20 protein-coding genes are annotated in these 25310 nt (G+C 72.0%); 6 read left to right on the forward strand and 14 right to left on the reverse strand.

Translation table 11 applies throughout. The annotated features are described in order from the left end of the window. Nucleotides 1–27: 27 nt before the first annotated feature. The 7 genes from EXW95_RS01255 to EXW95_RS01285 form a co-directional block, all read right to left on the reverse strand. Complete coding sequence (locus EXW95_RS01255) at nt 28–672, reverse strand: urease accessory protein UreF (RefSeq protein ID WP_371809869.1); 645 nt, start codon at nt 670–672, stop codon at nt 28–30. Continuing rightward, entirely contained in the window at nt 669–1124 is a 456-nt protein-coding gene (gene ureE / locus EXW95_RS01260; RefSeq protein ID WP_174365994.1) for an urease accessory protein UreE, read from the reverse strand. The genes EXW95_RS01255 and ureE overlap by 4 nt, the downstream gene beginning before the upstream one ends. After that, the gene (gene hypB / locus EXW95_RS01265) at nt 1121–1783 is read right to left on the reverse strand and encodes a hydrogenase nickel incorporation protein HypB (RefSeq protein ID WP_174365995.1); all 663 of its coding nucleotides are present in this window, start codon (nt 1781–1783) and stop codon (nt 1121–1123) included. Before hypB ends, ureE begins: the two co-directional genes overlap by 4 nt. Continuing rightward, on the reverse strand, nt 1780–2142 hold the full coding sequence (locus EXW95_RS01270; protein WP_174365996.1) for a hydrogenase/urease maturation nickel metallochaperone HypA: 363 nt from the start codon (nt 2140–2142) through the stop codon (nt 1780–1782). The genes hypB and EXW95_RS01270 overlap by 4 nt, the downstream gene beginning before the upstream one ends. 51 nt (nt 2143–2193) lie before the next feature. Further along, a complete protein-coding gene (ureC, locus tag EXW95_RS01275) occupies nt 2194–3915 on the reverse strand; it encodes an urease subunit alpha (RefSeq protein ID WP_174365997.1) in 1722 nt (573 codons plus the stop codon). A gap of 166 nt (nt 3916–4081) precedes the next feature. Then, the gene (locus EXW95_RS01280) at nt 4082–4768 is read right to left on the reverse strand and encodes an urease subunit gamma (protein WP_174365998.1); all 687 of its coding nucleotides are present in this window, start codon (nt 4766–4768) and stop codon (nt 4082–4084) included. A gap of 149 nt (nt 4769–4917) precedes the next feature. Further along, complete coding sequence (locus EXW95_RS01285) at nt 4918–5778, reverse strand: DNA repair protein (protein WP_174365999.1); 861 nt, start codon at nt 5776–5778, stop codon at nt 4918–4920. Nucleotides 5779–5981: 203 nt separating this feature from the next. On the opposite strand from EXW95_RS01285, the gene EXW95_RS01290 reads away from it, so the two are divergent. Next, the gene (locus EXW95_RS01290; RefSeq protein WP_174366000.1) at nt 5982–8534 is read left to right on the forward strand and encodes an ATP-binding protein; all 2553 of its coding nucleotides are present in this window, start codon (nt 5982–5984) and stop codon (nt 8532–8534) included. 186 nt (nt 8535–8720) lie between these two features. Here EXW95_RS01290 and EXW95_RS01295 read toward each other — a convergent pair whose 3' ends face one another. Continuing rightward, nucleotides 8721–9008: a PAAR domain-containing protein gene (locus EXW95_RS01295; RefSeq protein WP_174366001.1), complete on the reverse strand. Its 288-nt coding sequence runs from the start codon at nt 9006–9008 to the stop codon at nt 8721–8723. Nucleotides 9009–9384: 376 nt separating this feature from the next. On the opposite strand from EXW95_RS01295, the gene EXW95_RS01300 reads away from it, so the two are divergent. After that, nucleotides 9385–11508, forward strand: coding sequence for a heavy metal translocating P-type ATPase (locus tag EXW95_RS01300; RefSeq protein WP_174366002.1), 2124 nt, complete (start codon nt 9385–9387; stop codon nt 11506–11508). 72 nt (nt 11509–11580) lie between these two features. Here EXW95_RS01300 and EXW95_RS01305 read toward each other — a convergent pair whose 3' ends face one another. Next, a complete protein-coding gene (locus EXW95_RS01305; protein WP_174366003.1) occupies nt 11581–13158 on the reverse strand; it encodes a glycerol-3-phosphate dehydrogenase/oxidase in 1578 nt (525 codons plus the stop codon). 114 nt (nt 13159–13272) lie between these two features. Then, nucleotides 13273–14769, reverse strand: a complete 1497-nt coding sequence (glpK, locus tag EXW95_RS01310) for a glycerol kinase GlpK (protein WP_174366004.1) — start codon at nt 14767–14769, stop codon at nt 13273–13275. A 117-nt stretch (nt 14770–14886) separates the two neighbouring features. Here glpK and EXW95_RS01315 point away from each other — a divergent pair, with 117 nt between their 5' ends. Further along, complete coding sequence (locus EXW95_RS01315) at nt 14887–15864, forward strand: sugar-binding transcriptional regulator (RefSeq protein ID WP_254605377.1); 978 nt, start codon at nt 14887–14889, stop codon at nt 15862–15864. Nucleotides 15865–15882: 18 nt separating this feature from the next. On the opposite strand, the gene EXW95_RS01320 is transcribed toward EXW95_RS01315, so the two are convergent. Then, the gene (locus EXW95_RS01320) at nt 15883–18300 is read right to left on the reverse strand and encodes an EAL domain-containing protein (RefSeq protein ID WP_174366006.1); all 2418 of its coding nucleotides are present in this window, start codon (nt 18298–18300) and stop codon (nt 15883–15885) included. A 9-nt stretch (nt 18301–18309) separates the two neighbouring features. Beyond that, complete coding sequence (locus EXW95_RS01325) at nt 18310–19536, reverse strand: S8 family serine peptidase (RefSeq protein WP_174366007.1); 1227 nt, start codon at nt 19534–19536, stop codon at nt 18310–18312. A 668-nt stretch (nt 19537–20204) separates the two neighbouring features. On the opposite strand from EXW95_RS01325, the gene EXW95_RS01330 reads away from it, so the two are divergent. After that, a complete protein-coding gene (locus EXW95_RS01330) occupies nt 20205–20408 on the forward strand; it encodes a heavy-metal-associated domain-containing protein (RefSeq protein ID WP_174366008.1) in 204 nt (67 codons plus the stop codon). A 1-nt stretch (nt 20409) separates the two neighbouring features. Continuing rightward, nucleotides 20410–20712: a metal-sensitive transcriptional regulator gene (locus EXW95_RS01335; protein WP_254605378.1), complete on the forward strand. Its 303-nt coding sequence runs from the start codon at nt 20410–20412 to the stop codon at nt 20710–20712. Nucleotides 20713–20743: 31 nt separating this feature from the next. Here the strand turns inward: EXW95_RS01335 and EXW95_RS01340 are convergent, their stop codons facing one another. Continuing rightward, on the reverse strand, nt 20744–21460 hold the full coding sequence (locus tag EXW95_RS01340) for a FadR/GntR family transcriptional regulator (RefSeq protein ID WP_174366009.1): 717 nt from the start codon (nt 21458–21460) through the stop codon (nt 20744–20746). A 57-nt stretch (nt 21461–21517) separates the two neighbouring features. Between EXW95_RS01340 and EXW95_RS01345 the strand changes: the two genes are divergently transcribed. Next, nucleotides 21518–23179, forward strand: coding sequence for an FAD-binding dehydrogenase (locus tag EXW95_RS01345; RefSeq protein WP_174366010.1), 1662 nt, complete (start codon nt 21518–21520; stop codon nt 23177–23179). A gap of 18 nt (nt 23180–23197) precedes the next feature. Here the strand turns inward: EXW95_RS01345 and EXW95_RS01350 are convergent. Then, nucleotides 23198–25310: xanthine dehydrogenase family protein molybdopterin-binding subunit (locus tag EXW95_RS01350; protein WP_174366011.1), on the reverse strand; the 2113-nt coding region annotated here is incomplete at its 5' end.

Here is a 25310-nt window from a genome sequence, read left to right on the forward strand (position 1 = left end):
TCTCCTTGAGGTTCAGGTCGGGGAGGGTCACGTCTGGAACAGTCGCGCGTCCAGCCGGGGCTGTTCGCTCGCGGCGACGTCCAGGTGCGGGGTGAAGGTAAAGAGGTCGTCAGGGGTGGCGTGCAGCGCCGCGTGGATGCAGGCCTGCGCGGCCCCCTCGCAGTGGGCGGCGCAGCGCTGGGCGTCCAGCCCGCCGAGTTTCATCAGGCGCGTGGCGGAGGTGGCGCGGCCCAGCAGCCAGCCGCTCACGAACGCCGTGACGGTATCCGCGCGGGGCGTGCCGAGCGCGTGCCCCAGCAGCGCGAAGGTGGTCGCGTGGTGCCGCGTGGCGGGCAGGGTCGCCACGATGCCCGGCCAGAGGTGCGTGGCGGCGCGTCGCAGGTTCGCCCCGACCCGCGTGCTCGCCGCGCGCGGCCCCGGCACGAGCTTCAGGTCGTCCAGCAGGTCGTCGAGGTCCGCCAGCGTGGCGGGGTCGGCGCCCCACGCCAGCGCGCAGGCGGGCGCGTCCTGCGCGCCCCACCCGTGCGTGAGCTGCCCCGCCAGGAACGCCGTCAGGTCGCCGGGCGTGCGGACCTCGCCGCGCGTCGTGAGGGTCTCCAGCCCGTCGCTGAACGCGTACGCTCCGGTCGGAAACGCCGAGTCCGATAGTTGCAGCAGGCGCAGCAGCGTCACGACTCGTGCTCCCAGGACGGGCGGCCATGAAACGGGCGTTCCTCGCGCGTGAACGGCACCCCCAGCCGCGTCAGCAGCAGCTCCAGCGGCGCGTCCCACAGTGCCAGGAACGCCGCCCCGTCCGGCACGAGGTCGCGGTGCAGGTTGCCCACCGCGTGCCCCAGCGCCGCCGCCTCGGCCAGCGTGCGCGGCGTGACGACCGCCACGTCCTCCGGGGCAGCCGTGACGACGTAACTCACGTCGCCCCGCACCTCCAGCGGCGTGCCGGGCGACAGCACCGTCCCGGTCGGCAGGGCCAGCAGCAGTTCCGCGCCGTCCGGGGCGCGCAGGCGGCGGCGCACCCGGCGGCGGTCGGCGGCCGTCATGGGGACGAGGACCACCTCGCCCGCCACCGCCCCGGCGGCCGTGACCGTGCCCAGCACCGGGCGGCGCAGCCCGGACAGCCGGGTCACGCCCGCTCGCCCCGCACGAACGCGAACCATGCGTCCAGGCCCGCGCCGCTGCGGCTGCTCAGCTCGATGACCGGCACGCCGGGCCGCGCCCGGTCGATGTTCTCGCGGCACAGGTCCCGGTCGAACCCCACCGCGTCCGCGAGGTCCATCTTCGTGATCACCACCACGTCCGCCGTGTTGAACATCGTCGGGTACTTCAGCGGCTTGTCCTCGCCCTCGGTGGTGCTGATCAGCACCGCGCGGGCCGCCTCGCCCAGATCGTACGAACTGGGGCACACGAGGTTCCCGACGTTCTCCAGGAACAGCACCTCCAGCCCCGCCAGATCGAAACGCGGCAGGACCGCCTGCACCATCGCCGCGTCCAGATGACAGATGGTCCCCGTGACGATCTGCTCGGCCTGCGCGCCATGCTGCCGCAGCCGCGCCGCGTCGTTCTCGGTCGCCAGATCCCCCACCGCGACCGCCATACTCACCTGCCCCGCCAGATCCCGCAGGGTGCGTTCCAGCAGCGCCGTCTTGCCCGCACCGGGACTGCTCGCCAGATTGATCGCCCGCACGCCCGCCGCTTTGAGTGCCGCGCGGTTCTCGGCCGCCGTGTGATCATTCGCCTTCAGGATGTTCTGCCGCACCGTCACGATGCGCGGATTCGCTACCGTCATACGTCCTCCAGATCAGGTTCCACCAGTTCGAGCTCGTCCAGCTCCAGTTCATCGCCCGCCAGCAGCGTCGGCGTCGGCGCGCCGCATTCAGGGCAGCGCAGCCCCCGCGTCACGTCCAGCGTCACGCGCCCATGCACCGGGCACTCGCCCACGCCGGGCACCGTCACCACGCTCAGCCGCGCGCCCTCCAGCGGCGTGCCCTCGGCACACGCGGGAAATGCCGCCTGCAACGCCTCGGGCACCACGCTCGACCACGCCCCCACCCGCACCGTCAACGCCGACGCCTGCGCCGCGCCGTGCTCACGCAACACTTCGGAGGCCACGTCGATCAGCGACAGGGCAACCGACGCCTCATGCACGGGAAGCAGGCTCCGAGCTCTGAACGCTGGGCTGTGAGGGGAATGACCGCATCAGAACAGGAAGTACCGCTGCGCGAGTGGCAGTTCGTCGAGGGGTTCGCAGGTGACCACCTCGCCGTTCACGCGGACCTCGTAGGTTTCGGGGTTGACGTGGATGTCGGGTGTCTCGGCGTTGAGGATCATGTCCCGCTTGCCGATGTCGCGGGTGTGCTGCACGGCGCTGTAGCGGCGGCCCAGGTCCGGCAGGTTGTCTGCGTCCAGGCTGGCCTGAGACACGAAGTGCAGGCAGGTGGCGTCCGGCCCGCCGCCGTGTGCGGCAAACATGGGGCGGGGGTACACGGGCTGCGGCGTGGGAATTGAAGCGTTCGCGTCGCCCATCTGCGCGGCGACGACCAGACCACCCTTGATGACAAGCGCGGTCTTCGCGCCGAAGAAGGCGGGTTTCCACAGCACCAGATCGGCGAGTTTGCCGACCTCGACGCTGCCGACCTCGTGCGCGATGCCGTGGGCGACGGCGGGGTTGATGGTGTACTTGGCGACGTACCGCCGGGCGCGCAGGTTGTCCGCGCGGGTGTCAGTGCCCAGGCCAGGAATGCCCAGCGGGCCGCGCTGGAGTTTCATCTTGTGCGCCGTCTGCCACGTGCGGGTGATGACCTCGCCCACGCGGCCCATCGCCTGACTGTCGCTGCTCATCATGCTGAACACGCCCAGGTCGTGCAGGACGTCCTCGGCGGCGATCGTCTCGGGGCGGATGCGGCTCTCGGCGAAACTCACGTCCTCGGGAATGCGCGGGCTGAGGTGGTGGCAGACCATCAGCATGTCGAGGTGCTCGTGGATGGTGTTCACCGTGAACGGCATGGTGGGGTTGGTGCTGCTCGGCAGGACGTTCGGCAGGCCCGCCACCTTGATGATGTCCGGCGCGTGCCCGCCCCCGGCACCCTCGGTGTGGAAGGTGTGGATGGTGCGCCCCGCGAACGCCCGGATGGAGTCCTCGACGAACCCCGACTCGTTCAGCGTGTCGGTGTGAATCGCGACCTGAATGTCGAAGTCCTCGGCCACACTCAGCGCGGCGTGGATGGCGGCGGGCGTGGTCCCCCAGTCCTCGTGCAGCTTGAGGCCCAGCGCCCCGGCGCGGATCTGCTCCGCCAGCGGCGGCTGGGTGCTGGCGTTCCCCTTGCCGAGCAGGCCGAAATTCAGCGGCAGCCCCGCCAGGGATTCCAGCATGCGGTGGATGTGCCACTCGCCCGGCGTGCAGGTCGTCGCGGACGTGCCCGCCGTGGGGCCGGTGCCGCCACCGATCATGGTCGTCACGCCCGACTCCAGCGCCGTCCAGCACTGCTGCGGCGCGATGAAGTGAATGTGCGTGTCCACCCCGCCCGCCGTGAGGATGTGCCCCTCGCCCGCCACGATCTCGGTACTCGCCCCGATCGTCAGGCCCGGACTCACGCCGTCCTGCGTGCCGGGATTTCCCGCCTTCCCGATGGCCGTGATCCGCCCGTCCTTCACGCCCACGTCCGCCTTCACCACGCCCCAGTGATCCAGAATCAGCGCGTTCGTGATCACCAGATCCGGCACGTTCGCATCCTCGCGGGTGGCGGTGCTGCTCTGGCCCAGCCCGTCGCGGATGACCTTCCCACCCCCGAACTTCACCTCCTCGCCGTAGGTCGTGAAGTCCCGCTCCACCTCGATCAGCAGGCCCGTGTCACCCAGGCGCACCCGGTCACCCACGGTGGGGCCGTACAGGTCGGCGTACTGCTTCCGGGTTACACGCATGGGGAAACCTCCGGTCGGGTCGAAGGTGAACCCCTCAGTCCGCTTCGCGGCCAGCTCCCCTCTCCTGCGGAGCTTTGCAAGTCAAGGGGAGCCAGAACATGTTCTTTGCCTCCCCTCAAGGGGAGGTGGCGCGGAGCGCCGGAGGGGTCGCGCGGCGCGTATCCGCTCATTCCGCCCCCCCAAATCCCTGTGCCCTGGCCTGTTTCAGTGCGGCGTCCTTCATGCCGTTCCCGTCCAGTTCGCCGCTGACGAGGGCGTTCATGCCGTGGACTTCGCGGGTGCCGCCGAGGGGAACGAGTTCGATGTCGCGTTCCTCGCCGGGTTCGAAGCGGACGGCGGTGCCTGCGGGGATGTTCAGGCGCTGGCCGTACGCGCTGTCTCGGTCGAAGTGCAGGCCGGCGTTCACCTCGAAGAAGTGGAAGTGACTGCCGATCTGGATGGGGCGGTCGGCGCGGTTGGCGACGGTGAGGGGCGTGACGGGTCGTCCGGCGTTTAGTTCGATGTGGCCGTCTTCGAGCAGGTACTCGCCGGGCACCAGCTGGCTGTGGCCGCCGCGGATGGGGTCGTGGATGGTGACGAGTTTGGTCCCGTCGGGGAAGGTGCCCTCGACCTGGATGTCGTGGATGAGTTCGGGGATGCCGTCCATCACGTCGTCCGGGGTGAGGAGCGTGGCGCCCCAGCTCATGAGGTCCTCGACGCGCCGTCCGTCGCGGATGCCTTCGAGGACGGCGGCGGTGATCAGGGCGACGGCTTCGGGGTGGTTGAGTTTCAGGCCGCGGGCGCGGCGGTCACGGGCGACCTGGGCGGCCGCAAAGATCAGGAGTTTGTCGCGTTCGCGTTCGGTGAGTTGCATGCCGGGTGGACCTCCTGAGCGTGGCTGCGTGTGCGTCTGGGATTGCTCAGGGTACTCCGGCCCCGGTGGGCGGCCGCAGTTTGTGTAGACCGGACGGACCTGACCCGCGGCCCTGTCAGGCTGCCCGGTCAGGTCCGTCCGGCGGGTGCTCAGCGGTTGTTCAGGCCGTGGCGCAGCACCTCGGCAAGCTGGCGGGTGCTGTGGGACTGCAGTTCGTCGAGTTCGGCGGTCGCGGCGCGCAGCAGGGCGCGGTGCGTGTCGGCGTTGCGGGCGTCGGCGCCGCTGGCGCTGTGCACGGCGGCCTGCACGGTGAAGTGCGCGTCGGGCAGCAGGTTCAGGTTGCCGCGTGCCCCGGCGTGCCGCGCGCCGAGCAGCGCGCCGAGCATGCCGTGTTCCTCGCTGCGGCGCATCAGTTCGCGCTGGAAGGTGCGGTCGCGGATGCTGGTGATGACGTCCCACGCGGCATCGGACAGGGCCGCCTCGGCGCTGGCGGGGCGGGTCACCTCGACGTGCAGGGTGTCGCCCTGACGCCAGGTGCGGTGGTAGGCGTCGGCGCGGGCGGCGGTCCAGTGCGTCTCAAAGTCGCGGGCGTCCTCGATGAGGACCTTCAGGCGGGCGGCGGGAGTGTCGCCCGGGACGCGCCAGCCGTCGGGCAGGGCGCCCCACAGGCTCAGGCCGCGTTCGTCGGTGGCGCGCATGGCCTCGTACGCGGCGGCCAGCGCGGCCGAGCCTTCGCTGAGGCGCGCGGCGGGTCGGTCGTCCACGAGGAAGACGATGTCGCCTTCGTCCTGGCGCGCCTCGTGGCGCAGGTGGTGCAGGCCCAGGCCCCAGCGGGCCTGCGCGGCGCGGAGCGCCTCGGTCAGGGCGCGGTCGACGGTCAGCGGATCGGCGCCGCTCTCGACGAGCGCCTCGATCTGGCTGTCGACCGCGGCGGTGGCCATCAGGGCGTCGAAGCTGCGGTGGGGGGTGGGGGCGGGGGCCGCGTCGGTTTTGGTCTTGGGTCTGGCCATAGTGTCTATATTCTGCCCTGAACAGAGCGGATGGTGTGTTCCTGGCACACCATAGCGCGTCCCGGCACGTCCCGTCGCCTGGCGGCGGCGAGCCGGATTCGGTCCGGGCGAAATCAGCCGGGGAGGTTCCACCCCGCTCGCCCTTCACCTGTCGACCACGCGCGGGACCGTGCCTGCCGCCCAGACAGTATCGTTGGCGCGAGATGACCACCGAGCGCGGCGCTGCCCCCTGGACGGACCTGATCCGGGCCCTCACGCGGGCCACCACCCTGGATGAACTTCAGGTGGCCCTGGATCACGCCGCGCCGGTCACCGGCCTGCGTGCCCACCTCACGCCCTGGACGCCCGACGGTGGCACGCCCCTGCCCCGCGTCGGCGCGCCGGTCGCCACGCTGGACGTGCAGGGACCCGGTGCGGACGCCGCAGCCCTGACTGACCTGCTCGACGTGTGCCTGACCCGCATCGGGGGGGCGCTCCCGCCACAACTCGGCTCGGACGGGGCGGTGGGGGCGTTCCTGCAGGTCACCGGGCGCCTCGCGTCCGCACTGGAGTTCGGTGACCTGAACCGCCGGGTGTCCGACGTGCTGCGCGACCTCATCCCGGAGGTGACGGTCAGTGTCTTGGAGTGCGTCGGGACGCGCTGGGTGGTCCGGTTCGTGTCCGACAACGCCACCAGTGAAGTTCAGGCGCCCGTCCCGGACGGTCTGGTCGCGGAATCCCCGGCACTCCGCGCGGCCGAGGCGCACGACGGACCCGTGTTCATCGACGACTGGAACGCCGACGAGCAGCGGATCCCGGCCAGCGTCGCCTACCGCGTCGCGGCCCTTCAGGCCTTCCACACGCCGGAATGGCCGGTCATGGTCCTGAGTGCCGGGTGCCGTGACCGCCGCGCGTGGAGTGCCCGTGAACGCGGCGTGTTCACCGGCGCCGCCCGCGCCTACGGGCAGGCGCTCGACCGGGTCGCGCGGGCGCATCAGCTGGCCGTGGAGCGCGCCACGCTGCTCGCGCTGGTGGAGTTCAAGGAACGCGCCGCGCACTCCATGAACGTCGCGGATCTCGCCGGGCAGGCCGCGCAGGTGCTCGTCACGACGCTGGAGCAGGTCACGGTCGCGTACCTCGCCCCGGCGGACTCGCTGGACCGCTGGCGGGCCGGGACGCTGCACGGCGAGCTGCCCGAGCGGCTCGCGCAGCAGTTGCGGGCCGGGGTGCCGATCATGGGCGGTCCCCTCGCGTCCCTGTTCAGCGAGGGAGAGGCGCGGTTCATCCCGAACTTCACGGACGTGCCGTTCACGGTGCCGGGCCTCGACGCGTTCGGCGCGGTCGCCCTGTACCCGGTGCTGGACCAGGGGCAGCCGGTGGGGCTGCTGGCGATGGGCACGCGGCGCGCCCCGGAATGGACGGCGCGGGAACGCAGCGTGTTCCGCGCGGTGGGCCGCAGCCTCGCGCAGGCCATGGACCGCGACGCCCGCGAGCGTCGCCTCGCCAGCCAGCACGCCGAACTGCAGGCCCAGGCGCGGTCCCTGCAGGCCTTCGCGCAGCTCAGCCGGGACCTGGGCGCGCAGGAGGACCGCTACGCCCTGATCCGCCGCGCGCAGGACGTCACCCTGAGCCTGCTGCCGCCCGGATTCGCGGTGTACTACGAACCGGACGGCGGGCTGTGGCGGCTGCGGTCACAGGTGGGCAGCCTGCGCAACCCGGACCTGCAGGACGCCGTGGACCGGGGGCTGCCCCTGGAGGACGCCCGCAACCTGCTGATTCCCTGGCAGAGTGGCCTGCCGTACTACCAGGACACCTACGATCCGGCCACCGACGCGCTGGGGGACGCCGCCGACAGCGTGGGGTCCACCGCGACCGTGCCGCTGCGGCAGGCCGGTGAACCCATCGGGGTGTTCGGGATCGTGCAGTACAGCCCGCGCCCGTGGACGGCGACGGAACGCGCGCTGATCGAGGGCGTCACCCGCAGCCTGCAACTCGCGCTGGACCGCGCCGCGAGCGTCACGGAACTGCGCCGCACCTCGCAGGACACGGCGCGCAGCAACGCCGCGCTGCAGGCCGCGAACGAGGAACTGGAGGCCTTCGCGTACTCGGTCAGTCACGACCTGCGCGCCCCGGTGCGGCACATCGCGGGTTTCACGGACCTGCTGCGCCGGACCCTGGGGGACCTGAGCGGGCAGCCCAAGGCCGAGCGGTACCTGAACATCATCACCGAGTCCGCCGGGCAGATGAACGCCCTGATCGACGCGATGCTGGTCCTGTCGCGCGTCACGCGGCAGGAACTGCACCTGAGCGACGTGGACCTCGGGGCGCTCGTGCGGGGCGTGCAGGTCAGCCTCGCGCCGGAACTGGAGGGGCGCCCCCTGAACCTGCGCGTATCGCCACTGCCGACCGTGCAGGCCGACGCCGCGCTGATGCGGCAGGTCATGACCAACCTGCTGTCGAACGCCGTGAAGTACACCGCGCGCCGCGCCGACCCCCTGATCGAGGTGTGGGCCGACCCGCTGCCCGGCGCGTGGCGCGTGAACGTCCGCGACAACGGCGTGGGGTTCGATCCGGCGTACGCCCACAAGCTGTTCGGGGTGTTCCAGCGCCTGCACCGCGCCGAGGAGTTCGGTGGCACCGGGGTGGGACTGGCGAACGTGCGCCGCATCATCCAGCGGCACGGCGGGCAGGTGGACGCCGAAGGGAAGCCCGGTGCGGGCGCGACCTTCTCGTTCACGCTGCCGACAGCCACAGCCACAGCCACGGCCGCGTCCTGACGACGGACCGAGGGACTGATGACTCCGATTGAATGGCTTATAAAGCCGTTCAATCCGAGCGGATGCGACCCGTAGAACTGCCCCGCAGAGGAGGGGTAAGGCGGGTGGGCGTGGAGTTGGCACCCCGGCGCCGTTCCGGGTTGTCCGCGAAACAGACGGCGTCCGTGTGACCCGTGGGGGCCGGGGTCAGCCGCCGATGTTCACGGTGGGGCACCCGGCGCTGATCTGCCCGCCGTGCGCGGTGGTGTCCCCGATGCGCGCGGCGGGGGTGCCGCCGATGCGGACGGTGCTGCTGCCGCGCGTGATGGTGTCGGGCGGTCCGGCGCACACGCAGGGGTCCCCGAGGCGCGCGGCGGGCTGCCCGCCGATCAGGACGGTGGGCTGCCCGCCGGTGATGGGGCCGCCGACATGCGGGGTCCAGCCGCTGAACTGCGGGCAGGTGTGCTGATCGCCGAGGCGGGCTGCGGGGGGCATGGGGGTCAGTGTAGCGGGGTGTGGGGGCGGGGCGGGGCGCAGGTGTCGTCCGGACCGGGCAGCGGGCGAAACAGACGGCGTCCGCGGCGCGTGTCGCGCCCACGTTGCGGGGTGTCGCTGCTGGACTCGGCTGATACGGGATGAAATGACTTGCTTGCGACGTGATTGCCTTCCGTTGTCCCCTCTCCCCCTGTGGGACTCGGAGAGCTGCGGAGCAGAGAGGGAGGGACTCGCAGAGCGGCGCAGCAGTGGAGCGAAGCGACGGAAGGGTGTGGGGGCCACCGGGCGACGCCGAATGTTGTGGAATCACTTGAATGCCGGCTGAAACGGTTGCTGCAGACCATTCAACCGGCGGGCGCTTCGGCTATCGTGCGGCATGACCAGCGCCCGCCCCACCACTGCCGAACTCGACTATTTCGTCGAGGGCATGGACTGCCCGTCGTGCGTGCGAAAGATCGAGGGTGCCTTGCAGCGGCTTCCCGGCGCGAGTCAGGCCCGCACCAACCTCACCCGGCAGTCGCTGACCCTGACCCTCGACGAGACCCGCACCAGCCGCCAGACGCTGGAAGCCACCCTGCGCGGCCTCGGGCACATCCCTCATCCCCTCGGTGGTCCAGGCAGCGCTCCCCCCGCCCCGCGCCCCTGGTACCGCGCCGCGCAGGGTCAGCTGGTCCTGGGCAGTGGCGCGTTGCTCGCCGCCGCGTTCCTGCTGGGGCTCCTGACGCCCGCGCTGGCTCCCTGGGCGTACGGGGCCGCGACCGTGCTGGGCGTGGCCCCGCTGGCCCGCAAGGCCGTGGCCGCCGCCCGCGCCGGGGACCCGTTCAGCATCAACACCCTGGTCACGCTGGCCGCCGTCGGCGCCCTGCTGATCGGCGAGTACGCCGAGGCGGCGGTCGTCGTGTTCCTGTTCGCCGTCGGGGAACTGCTCGAGGGCGTCGCGGTGGGCCGCGCCCGCAGCGGCATCCAGGCGCTCGCGGCGCTCGCCCCGAAGACCGCGCTGCTGCTGCGCGGCGACCGGGTCCTGGAAGTCCCCGCCGACGCCCTGCGCGCCGGGCAGACCGTGCAGATTCAGCCCGGCGGGCGCGTCCCCGCCGACGGCACCATCCTGGACGGGCAGTCCAGCCTCGACGATTCCCCCGTCACGGGCGAGAGTGTCCCGGTGTTCAAGGGACCCGGTGATCCCGTGTACGCGGGCAGCGTCAACGCGGGCGGCGTGCTGCGCGTCCGGGTGGACCGCGAGGCGAGCGACAACACCATCGCGCGGATCATCCACCTGGTCGAGCAGGCCGAGGCCAGCCGCGCGCCGGTCGCGCGGTTCATCGACCGCTTCTCACGGGTGTACACGCCCATCGTGGTGCTCGTCGCCGCGCTGACCGCGTTCGTTCCGCCGCTGCTGGGCGCCTCCCTGACCGAGTGGGTGTACAAGGGCGTGGCGCTGCTGCTGATCGGCTGCCCCTGCGCGCTCGTCCTGAGCGTCCCGGCGGCCATCACGAGTGCCGTCAGTGCGGGCGCCCGGCGCGGCCTGCTGATCAAGGGCGGCGCGGCCCTGGAAGCGATCGGCACGGTCCGCACCGTCGCGTTCGACAAGACCGGCACCCTGACCGCCGGGCAGCCGCAGGTGACGGACGTCACGGGGCTCGGCCAGACCGAGGCGCAGGTGCTGACCCTGGCCGCCGCCGCCGAGCAGGGCAGCAGTCACCCGCTGGGCCGCGCCATCCTGGCCGCGCACGCCGCGCTGGGCACGCCGCTGCCCGTCGCCGAGGCGGCCCGCGCCCTGCCCGGACAGGCCGCGCTGGCCCACGTGGACGGCCGCGAGGTCGCCGTCGCCTCGCCCCGCTACGCCCGGCAGCAGGCCGACCTCGGCCCGCTGGAATCGCCGATCGCCGCGCTGGAGGACCAGGGCAAGACGGTCGTCGTGCTGCTCGTGGACGGCGCGGCCCTCGGCCTGATCGCCCTGCGGGACGAACCGCGCCCCGACGCGCGGGCCGCCGTGCAGGACCTGCGGGCGCTGGGCGTCACGCCCGTCATGCTGACCGGCGACAACGCCCGCACCGGGCAGGCCGTCGCCCGCAGCCTGGGACTTGAGGTGCACGCCGACCTGCTCCCCGAGGACAAACTGCGCCTGATCCGCGACCTGCAGCGCCAGGGCGGCGTCGCCATGATCGGCGACGGCATCAACGACGCCCCGGCCCTGGCCGCCGCCGACGTGGGCGTCGCCATGGGCGGCGGGACCGACGTCGCGCTGGAAACGGCGCACGCCGCGCTGCTGCGCCCGCAGGTGAGCGGCGCGGCCGACCTGATCCGCCTGTCGCGCGCCACGATGCGCGTCATCCGGCAGAACGTCGCGTTCGCGGTGGGCCTGAAACTGGTGTTCCTGATCACCACGCTGCTCGGCATCACCGGCCTGTGGCCCGCGGTGCTGTCCGATACGGGCGCCACCGCGCTCGTCACCGCGAACGCCCTGCGCCTCCTGCGCTTCCGCCCCGCGGATCAGGGCTGAACGGACCAGGGCTGAACCACACAGAGAGGGGGCCGCCTGGGCATGCCGGGCGGCCCCCCTCTGCATTCGGCGTCAGCGCAGCACGTAGCCCTGCGCGAGGTCGGTGTACGCGCGGACCTGTTCCGCCTGCCACGCCTGATCGCGGCCGAGTTCCTCCGCGAGGATCGCGGCGACCCTCGGGGCGGCCTCGATGCTGGCCTGGGCGTTCAGGAGCAGGGCGCGCAGGCGGCGCGAGAGGACGTCCTCGGCGGTGCGGGCCTGTTCGGCGCGGGCCGCCCAGCGGACCTCGGCCTCGGTGTAGGGCAGTTGCGGGTGCAGCGTGACGTCCGCGCCGGGCAGCGCCTGGACGCGTTCGGCGTCGGTGCCGTACACCTTCCAGTGGTCCGGGAGGTCCGCCTGGGTCGCGCCGTGCAGTTTCAGGCCCGCCGTGAGGCTCAGGCGCTCCGGGAGTCCGGCCTGCGCGGCGGCGCGGTTGACGGTGTCCTCGCCCATGCGGCGGTAGGTGGTCCACTTGCCGCCCGTCAGGGTGATCAGCCCGCCGTCGCTGATGCGGATGACGTGGTCGCGCGAGAGACTCTTGGTATCGGTCCCCTCGGCGGCCTTCACCAGGGGGCGCAGGCCGGCGTACACGCTGCGGACGTCCGCGCGGGTGGGGGCGGGGTCCATGTACTGCGCGGCGGTGCGCAGGATGAACTCGACCTCCTCGGGCAGCGCGCGGGGTTCCAGGCTGGTGTCGGGGACGGGCGTGTCGGTGGTGCCGATCACGACGTGGTCGTGCCAGGGCACGGCGAACAGCACGCGGCCGTCGTCGGTGCGGGGCACCATGATGGCGCTGTCGCCGGGCAGGAAGCGGCGGTCCACGACGACGTGCACGCCCTGACTGGGGGACAGCATGGGTTTGACGGCGGGGTTCTCCATGCGGCGCACGTCGTCCACGAACACGCCGGTGGCGTTCACGACGGCGCGGGCGCGCACCTCGTGCTCCTGGCCGGTCTCGTCGTCGCGGAAGCGGGCGCCGACCACGCGGCCCCCGTCCCTGATCAGGTCCACGACGGGCGCGTGGTTCAGGGCGACGCCACCGTGGTTTTCCAGGGTGCGCAGCAGGGTCACGGCCAGTCGCGCGTCGTCGAACTGCCCGTCGAAGTAGAGGATGCCGCCCTTCAGCGCGCCTTTCTTCAGGGTGGGGGTGCGTTCGAGGGCCTGGGTCTTGTTGACGTAGCGGCTGGCCTGCAGGTTCAGTTTCCCGGCGAGCAGGTCGTACATCTTCAGGCCGATGCCGTAGAAGGGCGCGGCCCACCACCTGTACGCGGCGATCAGGAAGCCCAGGTCGCGCACGAGGTGCGGGGCGTTCTGTTTCAGCAGGCCGCGTTCGTGCAGCGCCTCGCGCACCAGCGAGACGTTCCCCTGCGCGAGGTAGCGCACGCCGCCGTGCACGAGTTTCGTCGAGCGGCTGCTGGTGCCCTTGGCGTAGTCGTGCGCTTCGAGAAGCAGGGTGCGGTAGCCGCGCGTGGCGGCCTCCAGCGCGGTGCCCAGCCCGGAGGCGCCGCCGCCGATCACCAGGAGGTCCCAGGTGTCGGGGGTGGTGGCGGCGCTCAGGGCGGCGTGGCGGGGGTCGGGGGTCGGGTTGGCGGGGTGCGCGTCTGGGGTCATGGGGTCAACCTTCCGTGGGGATGAGGAGGAGGAAACATTCTCTGAACGGATGTTCGCACGGTTTGAACGTTTGTGCAGTGGCGTGAACTACACAGCGCCGCCGCCCGGTCCCGCTCAGCGCTCGTCCTCCCAGTCGCGGGCGCGGCTGACCGCCTTCTTCCAGCGGCGCATCAGGCGCTCCCGCTCGGCGACGTCCATCTGCGGCTCGAATCTCTTGCCCTCCTGCCACTGCGCGGCGATCTCGTCCACGCTGCCCCAGAAGCCCACCGCCAGCCCCGCCAGGTACGCCGCGCCCAGCGCGGTCGTCTCGGTCACCTGCGGGCGCACCACGGGCACACCCAGGATGTCCGCCTGGAACTGCATCATCAGGTCGTTCGTGCTCGCCCCGCCGTCCACGCGCAGTTCACGCAGCGGCTGCCCGGCGTCCTTCTGCATGGCCTCCAGCAGCTCGGCCGACTGGAACGCCACGCTTTCCAGGGCGGCGCGGGCCACGTGCGCCTTGGTCGTGCCGCGCGTCAGGCCGATCAATGTGCCGCGCGCGTACGGGTCCCAGTACGGCGCGCCCAGCCCCACGAACGCCGGGACGAGCATCACGCCCTCGCTGCTGCCCACCGAGCGGGCCAGCGCCTCGACCTCGCTGCTGTCGCGGATCAGGTTCAGGCCGTCGCGCAGCCACTGCACCACGGCGCCCGCGATGAACACGCTGCCCTCCAGCGCGTAGGTGCGCTGCCCGCCCAGCTGCCACGCGACGGTGGTCAGCAGCTTGTTCTGGCTGGGCACCGCCTCGGTTCCCGTGTTCATGAGCATGAAGCAGCCGGTGCCGTAGGTGTTCTTCGCCATGCCGGGTTCCAGGCACGCCTGCCCGAACGTCGCGGCCTGCTGGTCCCCGCCGATGCCCGCGATCGGGATGCGCGCCCCGAGCAGCCCCTCGGCGGTCTGCCCGTACACCTCCGAGGAATTCCGCACCTGCGGCAGCACGCTGCGCGGCACGTTCAGGATGGTCAGCAGTTCGTCGTCCCAGTCGCCGGTGTGGATGTTGAACAGCAGCGTGCGGCTGGCGTTCGTGGCGTCCGTGACGTGCAGTTCGCCCCCCGTGAGGTTGTACACCAGCCACGAGTCGATGGTTCCGAACGCCAGTTCGCCCCGCTCCGCGCGTTCGCGGGCGCCGGGCACGTGGTCGAGCAGCCACCGGACCTTCGTGCCGCTGAAGTACGCGTCGAGGACCAGCCCGGTCCTGGCCTGGAAGGTCGCCTCGTGCGCCGCGCGGATCTCGTCGCAGTACGGCGCGGTGCGGCGGTCCTGCCACACGATGGCGTGGTGGATGGGCTGCCCGGTGCGGCGGTCCCAGATCAGGGTCGTCTCGCGCTGGTTGGTGATGCCGATCGCGGCGACGTCCGAGGCGCGGATGCCCGCGCGGGTGATGGCCTCCTGCGCCACGCCGATCTGCGTGCCCCAGATCTCGTTCGCGTCGTGCTCCACGAGGCCGGGCCGGGGGAAGTGCTGCGTGAATTCCTTCTGCGCGCGGGCGCGCACCTGACCCTGGCGGTCGAAGACGATGGCGCGGCTGCTGGTGGTGCCCTGGTCCAGGGCGAGGATGAACTGCTCGGGCATGCGGGGAACCTCTGTGGGGGTGGGGGCGGGGGTGGGGCGGTCCCGCCCATCATTGCCCCGGGGCTGAACAGCCGTCAACACTCCATGAACAGATGTTCAGCGCTGTGGGCGTGGAGTATGCTCGTGGTCGTGACCGACCCCACCCCGGACGACACCGCCGCGCAGGCCGTGCAGGTCGCCCGCCTCTACTACCACCAGGGCCTCACCACCGACGCCATCGCCCGCGAACTCGGCCTGTCCCGCCCCAAGGTCAGCCGCCTCCTGACCCTGGCGCGCCGCACCGGCCTCGTCGAGATCCGCATCCACGACCCGCAGGCCGGGCCGCAGAGCCTCGAGGCGCAGCTGCGCGCCCGCTACCCCTTCCTGACCCCGCAGGTCGTCAGCGTCCCCCCCGGCAGCCCCGAGAGCGCCTGGCTCGACCGGGTCGCGGTGGCCGCCGCGCGGCACCTCGGGCAGCTCCTGCGCCCCGGACAGACCGTCGGCCTCGCCTGGGGCACCACCGTCGACGCCGTCTCCCGCGCGCTGACGCCCCGCCCCCTCGAGGGCCTGCAGGTCGTGCAGCTCAACGGCAGCGCCAACGCCCTGGACTTCCTGAGCGGCTTCGTGACCGACACCATCACCCGCTTCGCCGCGAACTACGGCGCCCGCGCCCACCTCTTCCCGGTCCCGACCTTCTTCGACGACCCCGCCACCCGCGCCGCCATGTGGCGCGAACGCAGCGTCCGCCACGTCCTGGACCTGCAGGAGCGGGCGGACGTGCTGCTGTACTCCGTCGGCGCGGCCAGCGCGCAGGTGCCCAGCCACGTGTACGCCGCCGGGTACCTCGACGAGACGGACCTCGATCAGCTGCGCGCGCAGGGTGTCGCGGGGGACATCGCCACCGTGTTCTTCCGCGGGGACGGCAGCTTTGCCGGCCTGCCCATCAACGCCCGCAGCAGCGGCCCCGACCTGGGTCTGACCCGCCGCGCGCAGCACGCCATCTGCGTCGCCAGCGGCCTGGGCAAGGTCGACGCGCTGCGCGCCGCGCTGGCCGGGGAACTCATGACCACCCTGATCATCGACGAGAGCACCGCCCGGTCCCTGCTGAACGCGTAGCGCCAGCAGGTCCGCGCGTCAGCCGTGACCGGGCGGCCGCCAGTCCGGCAGGGGCCGCGCGAAGTGGTACCCCTGCACGATGCAGATGCCCTCGCCCGTGACCGCGTCGAGATCCTGCGCGGTCTCGATGCCCTCGGCGACCAGTTCCAGACCCAGGTCGCGGCTGAGACTGACCATCGCCCGGACGATCGCCGCGCTCGGGCCGTGCGGGGCGTTCACCATCTGCCGCACGAACGACCGGTCGATCTTCAGGCCGCTCAGCGGGAAACGCGACAGGTACGCCAGGCTGCTGTACCCGGTGCCGAAGTCGTCCAGCATGACCCGCACCCCGTCGGCGCGCAGGTCCTTCAGGACCCGTTCGGTCCGGTCCGGATTGAGCATCATCAGCGTCTCGGTGATCTCCAGTTCCAGCTGCTGCGGTCTCAGTCCGGAGTCCCGCAGCGCCTGACGGACCGTGTCGAGCAGCTGCGGGCTGGCGAACTGCCGCGCCGAGAGGTTCACCGCGACCCGCACGTCGCCCCACCCGCTCGCGGCGCGGCAGGCCTCGCGCAGCACCCAGGCGCCGACCTCCACGATGTGATCCCCGCGTTCCAGGATCGGCATGAACGTCGCCGGGGACTGCAGGCCGTGCTCGGCGCTGTTCCAGCGCAGCAGCGCCTCGGCACTCACGATCCGCCGCTGCCGGGTGTCCACCAGCGGCTGGTAGTGCAGCTGGTACTCCCCGCGGGTCAGGGCGTGGGCCAGCCCGCTTTCCAGTCCGGCGTGGGCGTGCTCGCGCGGGTCGAAGAACCGCACGGTCTCCGCCTGCGCCTTGGCGTCGAACAGCGCCAGTTCGGAGGCGCGGCGCAGGCCCTCGGCGCTGCTGGCGTCCTGCGGCCACAGGGCGGCCCCGGCGGACACCGACACCCGCACCGACTGCCCGCCCAGCGATACGGGTTGCGCCGCGACCGACAGCACCTGTCCGAGCTGCGCCCCGGCGTCCCCGGTCGGGGCGAGCAGCAGCGCGAACTCGTCCCCGCCGACCCGCGCGACGAGGTCCCCGGCCCGCAGCGCCCCCTGCAGCCGCCGGGCCAGCACGCACAGCAGTTCGTCGGCCAGGTCGTGGCCGTACATGTCGTTCACCAGCTGGAAGCGGTTGACGTCCAGCGTCGCGAGCAGGAACGGCGCGCCGGACTGCGTCTGCTGCAGCAGCTGCGCCATGAGCATGATGCGGTTGGGCAGCCCGGTCAGGACGTCCGAGAGCCGCCCCCGTTCGAGTTCCTCGACCTGACGCTGCACGGTCTCCTCGGCCGAGAGGCGCAGCTGCTGCTCGTACTCGGCCAGGCGCCGGGCGTTGTCCAGTTCGGCCTTCTTGGTCAGTTCCTGGATGGTCTGCTCGCGCAGCGTCACCGCGCGGTGCTGCATGACCTTCACGAGCAGCGGGTAGAACTCGCCGACCTTCTGCCCCTCGCTGAAGCCACCGAACTGCACGGCCGTCTGCAGGCCCTGTTCGAGCAGGTCGCTGCGCGAGTCGGTCTCGCTGATGCGGATCACCTCGCGGATGTCGTCGGCCGTGACCGGCTGCCCGTCCACCTGCGCCAGCAGGATGATCGCGCGGCAGTATTCCTCGAGGTCGCCCGAGTCCAGGCCCATCTGCCGGGCCGCCTGCAGGTGCGTCACGGCCTGCGCCGTCTGCCCGGCGCGCAGCGTGATCTCCCCGGCGGTGTTCAGGGCGTGCGGCGTGATCAGCGCCCGGTACTCCGGCTGGTCGATCAGCCGCGCGATCTCCCGGCAGGCCTCCTCGTTGCGCCCGTCCCGCGAGACGCATTCGAGCAGGTTCACGGTGGCGGTCACGTACGCGGTGGGGTTGCCCTGCGCCAGGGTGAGGCTGGCGCAGGTCCGGAAGTACCGTTCGGCGGTCTCGAAGGCCTCCAGGTGGAAGTACACCATCCCGAGCACGTTGTTGATGGTGATGGTCAGCCCCGCCCCGTGATCGACCGTGCCGGGGGTGTTCAGGGCGTTCAGGGCCTCCTGCGCGAAGTTCAGCGCCTGGACGTTCTCGCCGCGCAGGGCGTGGATGTTCGCCAGGCTGACCAGCGCGCGCGCGCGGCCCGCGTGGTCCTCCCGGCGTTCGAAGACCTCCAGTGCCCGCCGGAACGACCCGGTGGCGGCGTCCGTGTCGAACAGGATGGCGTTGCAGGTGCCCAGCAGGATCAGCGCGCTGGCGTGCAGCTCGGTGTTCTGGGCGATCAGCGCCAGGGACGCGGCCTGTTCGGCGTCCCTGGCCGCCGGCTGGTGGCGGTGGGCGAAGTAGTGCAGCAGGGCGTGGGCGTAGAACCGGTGTTCCGGACCCAGGGGGGAGAAGTCGTGATGCTGGATGGCCTGAGCAGCTGCGTCTTGATCACCGGACTGGATGACCCGGATCAGCTGCTCGAAGTCTGCCGCTGGGTCGAGCATGCGTTGAGCTTACTCAATTGTGCCGAAGTTGACCGTGGACCACGCGCCGGTCATGGGCGTGCCTGCGCTGCGCACGGCGGCGTAGGCGCCGCTGACGCTCAGGCCCTGGGCGCTCAGGTACGCGAGCTGACCGGCGACGACCGGCGCGGCCAGCGAGGTGCCGGACCACTGCGCGGCGCGGTTGCCGGGGAACAGCGTGAACACGTCCTCGCCGGGGGCGAAGGTCATCGCCTGCGGGCCGGTGGAGCTGAAGGAGCTGACCTGACCGCCGGCGGTGACGCTGCCCACCGCGACGCCCAGGTTGTCCTGCGCGATCAGCGAGGCGGGGTACAGCATGCTGCCCGCCGCGTCGTTGCCGGAGGCCGCCGCGACCATGACGCCCTTCTGGCTGGCGTACTGCAGGGCCTGCTGGACGGCCGGGGACTGGCTGGTGGTGCCCAGGCTGAGGTTGATGACGTCCGCGCCGTGGTTGACGGCCCACACGATGCCGGAGGCGAGGTTCAGCAGGTCGCCGCTGCCGCTGGCGTCGAGCACCTGCACGGGCATGATCTTCGCGAAGGGCGCGACCTGCAGGGCCATGCCCGCGACGGCGGTGGCGTGGCCGTAGATGGCGCCGCTCTCGGCGCCGGTCAGGGCGGGCGTGGCGTCGTCGTTCGCGAAGTCACGCCAGTCGCTCTGGGAGGTCAGCGAGGCGCGCAGGGCGCTGTGGGTGACGTCCATGGGGCCGTCGATGACGGCGATGGTGGCGCTGCGCCCGCCGCTGGCCGCGAGGTGCGCGCGGTCCAGGGCCACGTTCCCGAAGGCGGCGCTGTTGCCGCTGAAGGGCAGGAAGGTGCCGCCGCTCCACAGCTGATCGGTGTGGCTGGCCATGGCGTGGAAGTCGCTGGCCGCGTAGCTGTTCACGGCGCTCCAGTCACTGATCGCCACGGGCCAGATGGCCTTGACGACGGCCGACAGGGCGCTGGGGTCATGCACGACCTGGGCGTTGGTCTCGGTCTGACTGTCGGCGCCGCTGACGCTCAGGCTGCGGGGGTTGCCGATCACGGCGAAGGTGTCGGTGCGCAGCTGCACGCTGCCGCCGTACTTCTGCACCAGCGCGGCGTCGCTGACGCTGGCGTCCACCGTGACGGTCAGCAGCGTGGCGGGGCGCGCGGCCTGGGTCTGCGGGGCACTGGTGGTGCCGCAGGCGGCGAGGAGGCTCAGGGTGAGGGCGGCGCAGGTGAGGGTTCTACGCATGATGGTGTCTCCTTGTGTGGTGCGTGTCGCTGAGTGTACAGGCTTGAGCGGATCTTCATGAAGACGTATTCAACGATGAAGGATCTGACCGGCGGATCAGGCTCCGTTCTAGCAGGAGTGTCGCCCGGACGTTCACACATTTCCGGCACATGACGGCCAGATGAAGACCTCGGGCTCCATGAGGTGTTCATGATTTGGGGGTTAAGGCGGCGGCGCTACGGTTCACCAGGCGCCGAAAAAGACCGACTGCCCGTCCACCACCGGGCGCCGTGAGCCGGTGGGTTACACAAGAGGCCCCGCGCGACGTCTGGCAAGATTGGACGACCGTCCGGTGCCGGGGGCGAGGAGCAGGCCGAGGGGCCTTCCAGGCACGGCTGTACTCCGGTGGAGCGGGACGCAGCGCTGAACCCGCGCGTCTGAGGCGCGCAGCACTGCATCTACAGCAGGCAGTGGGATGGGTGGCGTGCAGTCGGCACGCCAGCCCGGGCGGCGGGCGACACGGACGTCACGCCCGAGCGGAGCTCCTGACCCCCTGGGGGGGATGTGAAACTGGCGGGCATGACCGTGCCTACCAGATTGCCTCACTGGACACCTTTTTAACATTGTACCAAGTTCAGGCGGACGACACTTTTTCTTGACCTCCCCCCCAGGGGGTCTACGATGCAGCCATGACCACCGAACTGACCGTCACCGGCATGACCTGCGGCCACTGCGAGAAGGCCGTCCGCGAAGCGCTGGAGCAGGTGCCCGGCGTGCAGACCGTCCAGGTGGACCGCGCCGCCGGGCAGGCCACCGTCACCGGCGACGCCGATCCCCAGGCGCTCGTCCACGCCGTCACCGAGGAAGGATACAGCGCCCAGGTCCGCGCCTGACATGCCCGCCGCCTGTCACGCCGAGCCCACGCACCTGTGCATGCCCGAGGACGCCCGCAAGCGGGCCGCCCGCCGCCTGAACATCGCGCGCGGGCACCTCGAGAGCATCGTGCGGATGCTGGACGACCCCGACGCGTACTGCGTGGACGTCCTGCGGCAGATCAAGGCCGTGCAGGGCGCGCTGAGCGGCGCCGGGGAAGTCGTGCTGCGCGGCCACCTGCAGGCCCACGTCGCCACCGCCGCCCAGCGCGGCGACAGCGACGAGATCATCGAGGAACTCATGGAGGCCCTCAAGTACACCTGAAGCCGGGGGGGGCAGCTGCACAGCGCCAGCCTCATTCGGGCTGGCGCTGTTCTGCGAGGCTGACGGCCAGTTCCGCCAGGGCGAAGTGCTCGCGGGTGATCTCGGCGGCCGCCTGCGGGTCGCGGCGTTCCACGGCGCGGGCGAGGCGGTCGTGGACGTCCACCAGCGCGCCGAAGTGGGCGGGGTCGGCGTAGTGGGGGAGTCCGCTGCGGATCGAGCGGGCCAGCAGGGCGTGCAGCGCGCCGACGAGCACGCCGTGCAGCGGGTTGCCGGTCGCCCCGGCGAGCAGCGTGTGGAAGTGCAGGTCGTGTTCGATGAAGGCGTCGGTGCCCGGCCCGGCGGCCTGCATGGCGCTGACGCTGGCCCGTAGCGCGGCGGCCTGGGCGCCGGTGCGGTGCGCGGCGGCCTGCGCGGCGACCTGGAGTTCCAGGGCGCGGCGGACCTCCAGGATCTGCGTGGCGCTGGCGGCCTGCCCGAGCAGCGCGTGGTCCAGCACCTCGGTCAGGGGGGCCGGGTCGGGCGCGGCGACGCGGGGGGCGCGGCCGTTGGCGACGCTCACGACGCCGCGTGCGGCCAGGGCGCGGTAGGCCTCGCGGATCATGCCGCGGCTGATGCCGAGCTGCGCGCTGAGCTGGCCCTCGGACGGCAGGGGCGTGCCGGGGGGCAGGTGCTGGTCGCGGATCAGGGCGAGGAGGTGGGTCTGGGCCTGCTGCGCGCGGCCGGGTGGGGCGGGGTGCGGGCCGGTCATGCCCCTCAGCATACTGCCCCCCTTGACGGCCCCTCGCGGCGACCTATTAAATAGGTCATGACGACAGCGCAGGCAGACGTGATCGTGGTGGGCGCCGGATTGGCCGGACTGGTCGCCGCGACCGAACTCGCGGACGCCGGACGGCGCGTCCTGATCCTCGACCAGGAAGGCGAACAGAACCTCGGCGGGCAGGCCTTCTGGTCCCTGGGCGGCCTGTTCCTGATCGACTCGCCCGAGCAACGCCGCCTGGGCATCCGCGACTCGCTGGACCTCGCGCGGCGCGACTGGCAGACCACCGCCGCCTTCGACCGCCCCGAGGACCACTGGCCCCGGCAGTGGGCCGACGCGTACCTGAACTTCGCTGCCGGGGAGAAACGCGCCTGGCTGCGCGGGCTGGGCCTGCGCTGGTTCCCGGCGGTCGGCTGGGCCGAGCGGGGCGGGGCCGGGGCGGGTGCGCCCGGCAACAGCGTCCCCCGCTTCCACCTGACCTGGGGTACCGGCCCCGGCGTCCTGGAACCTTTCGAGCGGCGCGCCCGCGAGCACGCCCGCACCGGCCGCCTGAGCTTCGCGTTCCGGCACCGCGTCACCGGCCTGACCCTCAGCGGCGCAGCCGTGACCGGCGTGCACGGCGAGATCCTCGAACCCACCAGCGCCGCGCGCGGGGAGCGCAGCAGCCGCGTCGTGACCGGCGACTTCGAATTCGGCGCGCAGGCCGTGATCCTCACCAGCGGCGGCATCGGCGGGAACCACGACCTCGTGCGCCGCCACTGGCCCGCCGAGCGGCTGGGCCCCGCCCCGGCCTTCATGGTCAGCGGCGTGCCCGCCCACGTGGACGGCTTCATGCAGCAGGCCGCGCACGCCGCCGGGGCGAACCTCATCAACGCCGACCGCATGTGGCACTACACCGAGGGCCTGCGCAACTGGAACCCCGTCTGGGAGAACCACGGCATCCGCATCCTGCCCGGACCCAGCAGCCTGTGGCTCGACCCCACCGGGCGCCGCCTGCCCTACCCGCACATTCCGGGCGGCAGCAGCCTGGATACCCTGGCGCACATCACCCGCAGCGGCTACCCGCACACCTGGTTCCTGCTCAACCGCGCCGTCATCAAACGCGAGTTCGCCCTGAGCGGCAGCGAACAGAACCCGGACCTGACCGGCAAGGACCTGCGCCTGACCCTGCGCCGCGCCGGGAAGGCCGTGCAGCCCCCGGTGCAGGCGTTCATGGACCACGGGCCGGACTTCGTGGTGCGGGACACCCTCGCGGAGCTCGTGGCGGGCATGACCGCCCTGACGCCCGACCACCCCGTGGACCTCGCGACCGTGCAGACCGAGGTCATGGACCGCGACCTGCAGCTGCGCAACCCGGCCGGGAAGGACCCGCAACTGGCGGTCATCCGGGGTGCGCGCGCCTTCCTGAACGAGCGGCTGATCCGCGTGGCGAAACCCGCGCCGATCCTCGACCCGGCGGACGGACCGCTGATCGCCGTGAAACTGAACGTCCTGACCCGCAAGTCCCTGGGCGGCCTGGAGACCGACCTACAGGGCCGGGTCCTGCGCGGCGGCGGCGAGGTCATGCCCGGCCTGTACGCCGCCGGGGAGGTCGCGGGCTTCGGCGGCGGCGGGTACCACGGCTACCGCGCGCTGGAAGGCACCTTCCTGGGCGGGTGCCTGTTCAGCGGGCGCGTGGCGGGCCGCGCCGCTGCCGACGCGACCCGCTGAACGCGGGAGGGGAGGGGCCTACGCGTCCCAGCCGGCCAGGATCTTGTCCAGCGTGATCGGGAAGTCGCGGACGCGCACGCCGCTGGCGTTGTACACGGCGTTCGCGACCGCCGCGCCCACCCCGCTGATGCCCAGTTCCCCGACGCCCTTGGCGCGCAGCGGGCTGGACTGGTCGTCGAGTTCATCCAGGAAGATCACGTCCAGGTCGGGGATGTCCGCGTGGACCGGCACGTGGTACTCGCCCAGGTCGTGGTTCACGAACAGGCCCAGGTCGTGGTCCACGTGCAGGGCCTCCATCAGGGCGCTGCCGATGCCCATGGTCATGCCGCCCAGGCACTGGCTGCGCGCCGTGACCGGGTTCAGGATCCGTCCGGCCGCGACGACGCTCAGCGCGCGGCGCACACGGACCTCGCCGGTGTGGGCGTTCACGCCGACCTCGACGAAGTGCGCGCCGAAGCCCGCCTGCATGAACTGCTCGGTCAGGTCGCCGTAGGTCATGCGGGCCGTGGCCTCCACGCCCTCTTTCCCGGCCAGGTCGCTCAGGTCGGTGCACTCGGCCCCCTGCCAGACCTTCCCGCCGCGGAACACCGCGCTGGCGTGCTGGTACCCGGCCTTCTGCGCCAGGTCCCGCCGCAGTTCGTCACACGCGGCGTACACCCCGGCGGAACTGCTGTTCGCGCCCCACGAACCGCCGGACCCGCTGGAGGCGGGGAAGTCGGAGTCGCCCAGTTTCACCTCGACCTGCTGCAGGTCCAGGCCCAGCATCTCGGCGGCGACCTGCCCCAGCACGGTGTAGCTGCCGGTGCCGATGTCGGTCATCTGCGTCTCGACGGTCAGGGTGCCGCCGGGGTTCAGGCGGACGGTCGCGCCGGACGGCTTGACGAGGTTCGTGCGGAACGCCGACGCCACGCCGTACCCGATCAGCCACTCGCCGTCCTGCCGTTCGCGGGGCGCGCGGGGCCGGTCGTCCCAGCCGAAGGCCTTCGCGCCGGTCCGCAGGGCCGCCGCCAGCCGACGGGACGAGAAGGGCCGTTTGGGTCCCTTCTCGGGGTCGAACTGCACGTCGTTGTGCAGGCGCAGTTCGACCGGGTCCAGGCCCAGTTTCTCGGCGAGTTCGTCCATCGCGCCCTCAATGGCGAGCATCCCGACCGCCTCGCCGGGGGCGCGCATGCTCGCGCCCGGCGGCAGGTCCAGTTCGCTCTGACGCGTGCGGATCTGACGGTGCTCGCCGCCGTACAGGTACTTCGTCTGCTCGCAGGCGGGTTCGCTGTCCCCGCCGGGCAGGTTCCCGGTCCAGGTGTCGTGCCCAACGGCGTGCAGCGTGCCGTCCGCGTCGGCGCCCAGCCGGACGCGCTGGATGGTCGCTGAGCGGTGCGAGGTGTTGTTGAAGATCAGCGGGCGCTGCAGCGTGGTCTTGACCGGGCGGCCCAGCATCCGGGCGGCGGCCGCCGACAGCACCGCGTCGGAGAAGAACAGCAGTTTCGTGCCGAAGCCCCCGCCCACGAACGCCGCGACGACCCGCACGTCCTTCTGCGGGACGTTCAGCGTCAGCGCCAGCCCGCGCCGCACCCAGTGCACCACCTGATGCGCGGTGTGCACGGTCAGCTGGTCGCCGTCCCACTGCGCGATGGTCGCGTGCGGCTCCATGGGCGCCTGCGACTGGTCGGGCGTGGTGAAGGTCAGGTCCACGCTGACCGCCGCGTCCGCGAAGGCGGAGTCGAAGTCCCCCACGACGCTGTCCACGGCGTCCTTGGGTTCCTTGCCGCTGTCCACCGTGTCGGCCAGCGTGAACTGCCCGGGGGTCACCTCGTACTCCACCTCGATCAGGTGCGCGGCGGCGCGGGCCTGCTCGAAGGTCTCGGCGACCACGAACGCGACCGCCTGATGGTAGTGCCGGACCTCGGGACCGCTCAGCTGCGGGGACGCCTCGGTCTGCTGCGGGACCGGCGTGTCGCTCTTTGCCTGGGCGGGCATGTTCTCGTGCGTGAGGACCAGCAGCACGCCAGGCGCCGCCTCGGCCCGCGCGGTGTCGATGCGCGTCACGCGGCCGTGCGCGATGGCGGCCCCCAGCACGAAGCCGTAGGTGGGCGCCTCGGGCAGCCGGTACTCGTAGGCGTAGGTGGCCTGACCG

This window comes from Deinococcus sp. JMULE3, assembly GCF_013337115.1.
In the GTDB taxonomy this organism is placed as follows: Bacteria; Deinococcota; Deinococci; order Deinococcales; family Deinococcaceae; genus Deinococcus.

Bases quoted from the DNA above. Each gene is read 5' to 3' on its own strand.
- hypB (WP_174365995.1), bottom strand. From the start codon at position 1,783: ATGACGGTAGCGAATCCGCGCATCGTGACGGTGCGGCAGAACATCCTG.
- EXW95_RS01305 (WP_174366003.1), bottom strand. From the start codon at position 13,158: ATGACCCCAGACGCGCACCCCGCCAACCCGACCCCCGACCCCCGCCAC.
- glpK (WP_174366004.1), bottom strand. From the start codon at position 14,769: ATGCCCGAGCAGTTCATCCTCGCCCTGGACCAGGGCACCACCAGCAGC.
- EXW95_RS01315 (WP_254605377.1), top strand. From the start codon at position 14,887: ATGCTCGTGGTCGTGACCGACCCCACCCCGGACGACACCGCCGCGCAG.
- EXW95_RS01320 (WP_174366006.1), bottom strand. From the start codon at position 18,300: ATGCTCGACCCAGCGGCAGACTTCGAGCAGCTGATCCGGGTCATCCAG.
- EXW95_RS01285 (WP_174365999.1), bottom strand. From the start codon at position 5,778: ATGGCCAGACCCAAGACCAAAACCGACGCGGCCCCCGCCCCCACCCCC.
- EXW95_RS01280 (WP_174365998.1), bottom strand. From the start codon at position 4,768: ATGCAACTCACCGAACGCGAACGCGACAAACTCCTGATCTTTGCGGCC.
- EXW95_RS01325 (WP_174366007.1), bottom strand. From the start codon at position 19,536: ATGCGTAGAACCCTCACCTGCGCCGCCCTCACCCTGAGCCTCCTCGCC.
- EXW95_RS01290 (WP_174366000.1), top strand. From the start codon at position 5,982: ATGACCACCGAGCGCGGCGCTGCCCCCTGGACGGACCTGATCCGGGCC.
- EXW95_RS01345 (WP_174366010.1), top strand. From the start codon at position 21,518: ATGACGACAGCGCAGGCAGACGTGATCGTGGTGGGCGCCGGATTGGCC.
- EXW95_RS01330 (WP_174366008.1), top strand. From the start codon at position 20,205: ATGACCACCGAACTGACCGTCACCGGCATGACCTGCGGCCACTGCGAG.
- EXW95_RS01335 (WP_254605378.1), top strand. From the start codon at position 20,410: ATGCCCGCCGCCTGTCACGCCGAGCCCACGCACCTGTGCATGCCCGAG.
- EXW95_RS01300 (WP_174366002.1), top strand. From the start codon at position 9,385: ATGACCAGCGCCCGCCCCACCACTGCCGAACTCGACTATTTCGTCGAG.
- EXW95_RS01295 (WP_174366001.1), bottom strand. From the start codon at position 9,008: ATGCCCCCCGCAGCCCGCCTCGGCGATCAGCACACCTGCCCGCAGTTC.
- EXW95_RS01340 (WP_174366009.1), bottom strand. From the start codon at position 21,460: ATGACCGGCCCGCACCCCGCCCCACCCGGCCGCGCGCAGCAGGCCCAG.
- ureC (WP_174365997.1), bottom strand. From the start codon at position 3,915: ATGCGTGTAACCCGGAAGCAGTACGCCGACCTGTACGGCCCCACCGTG.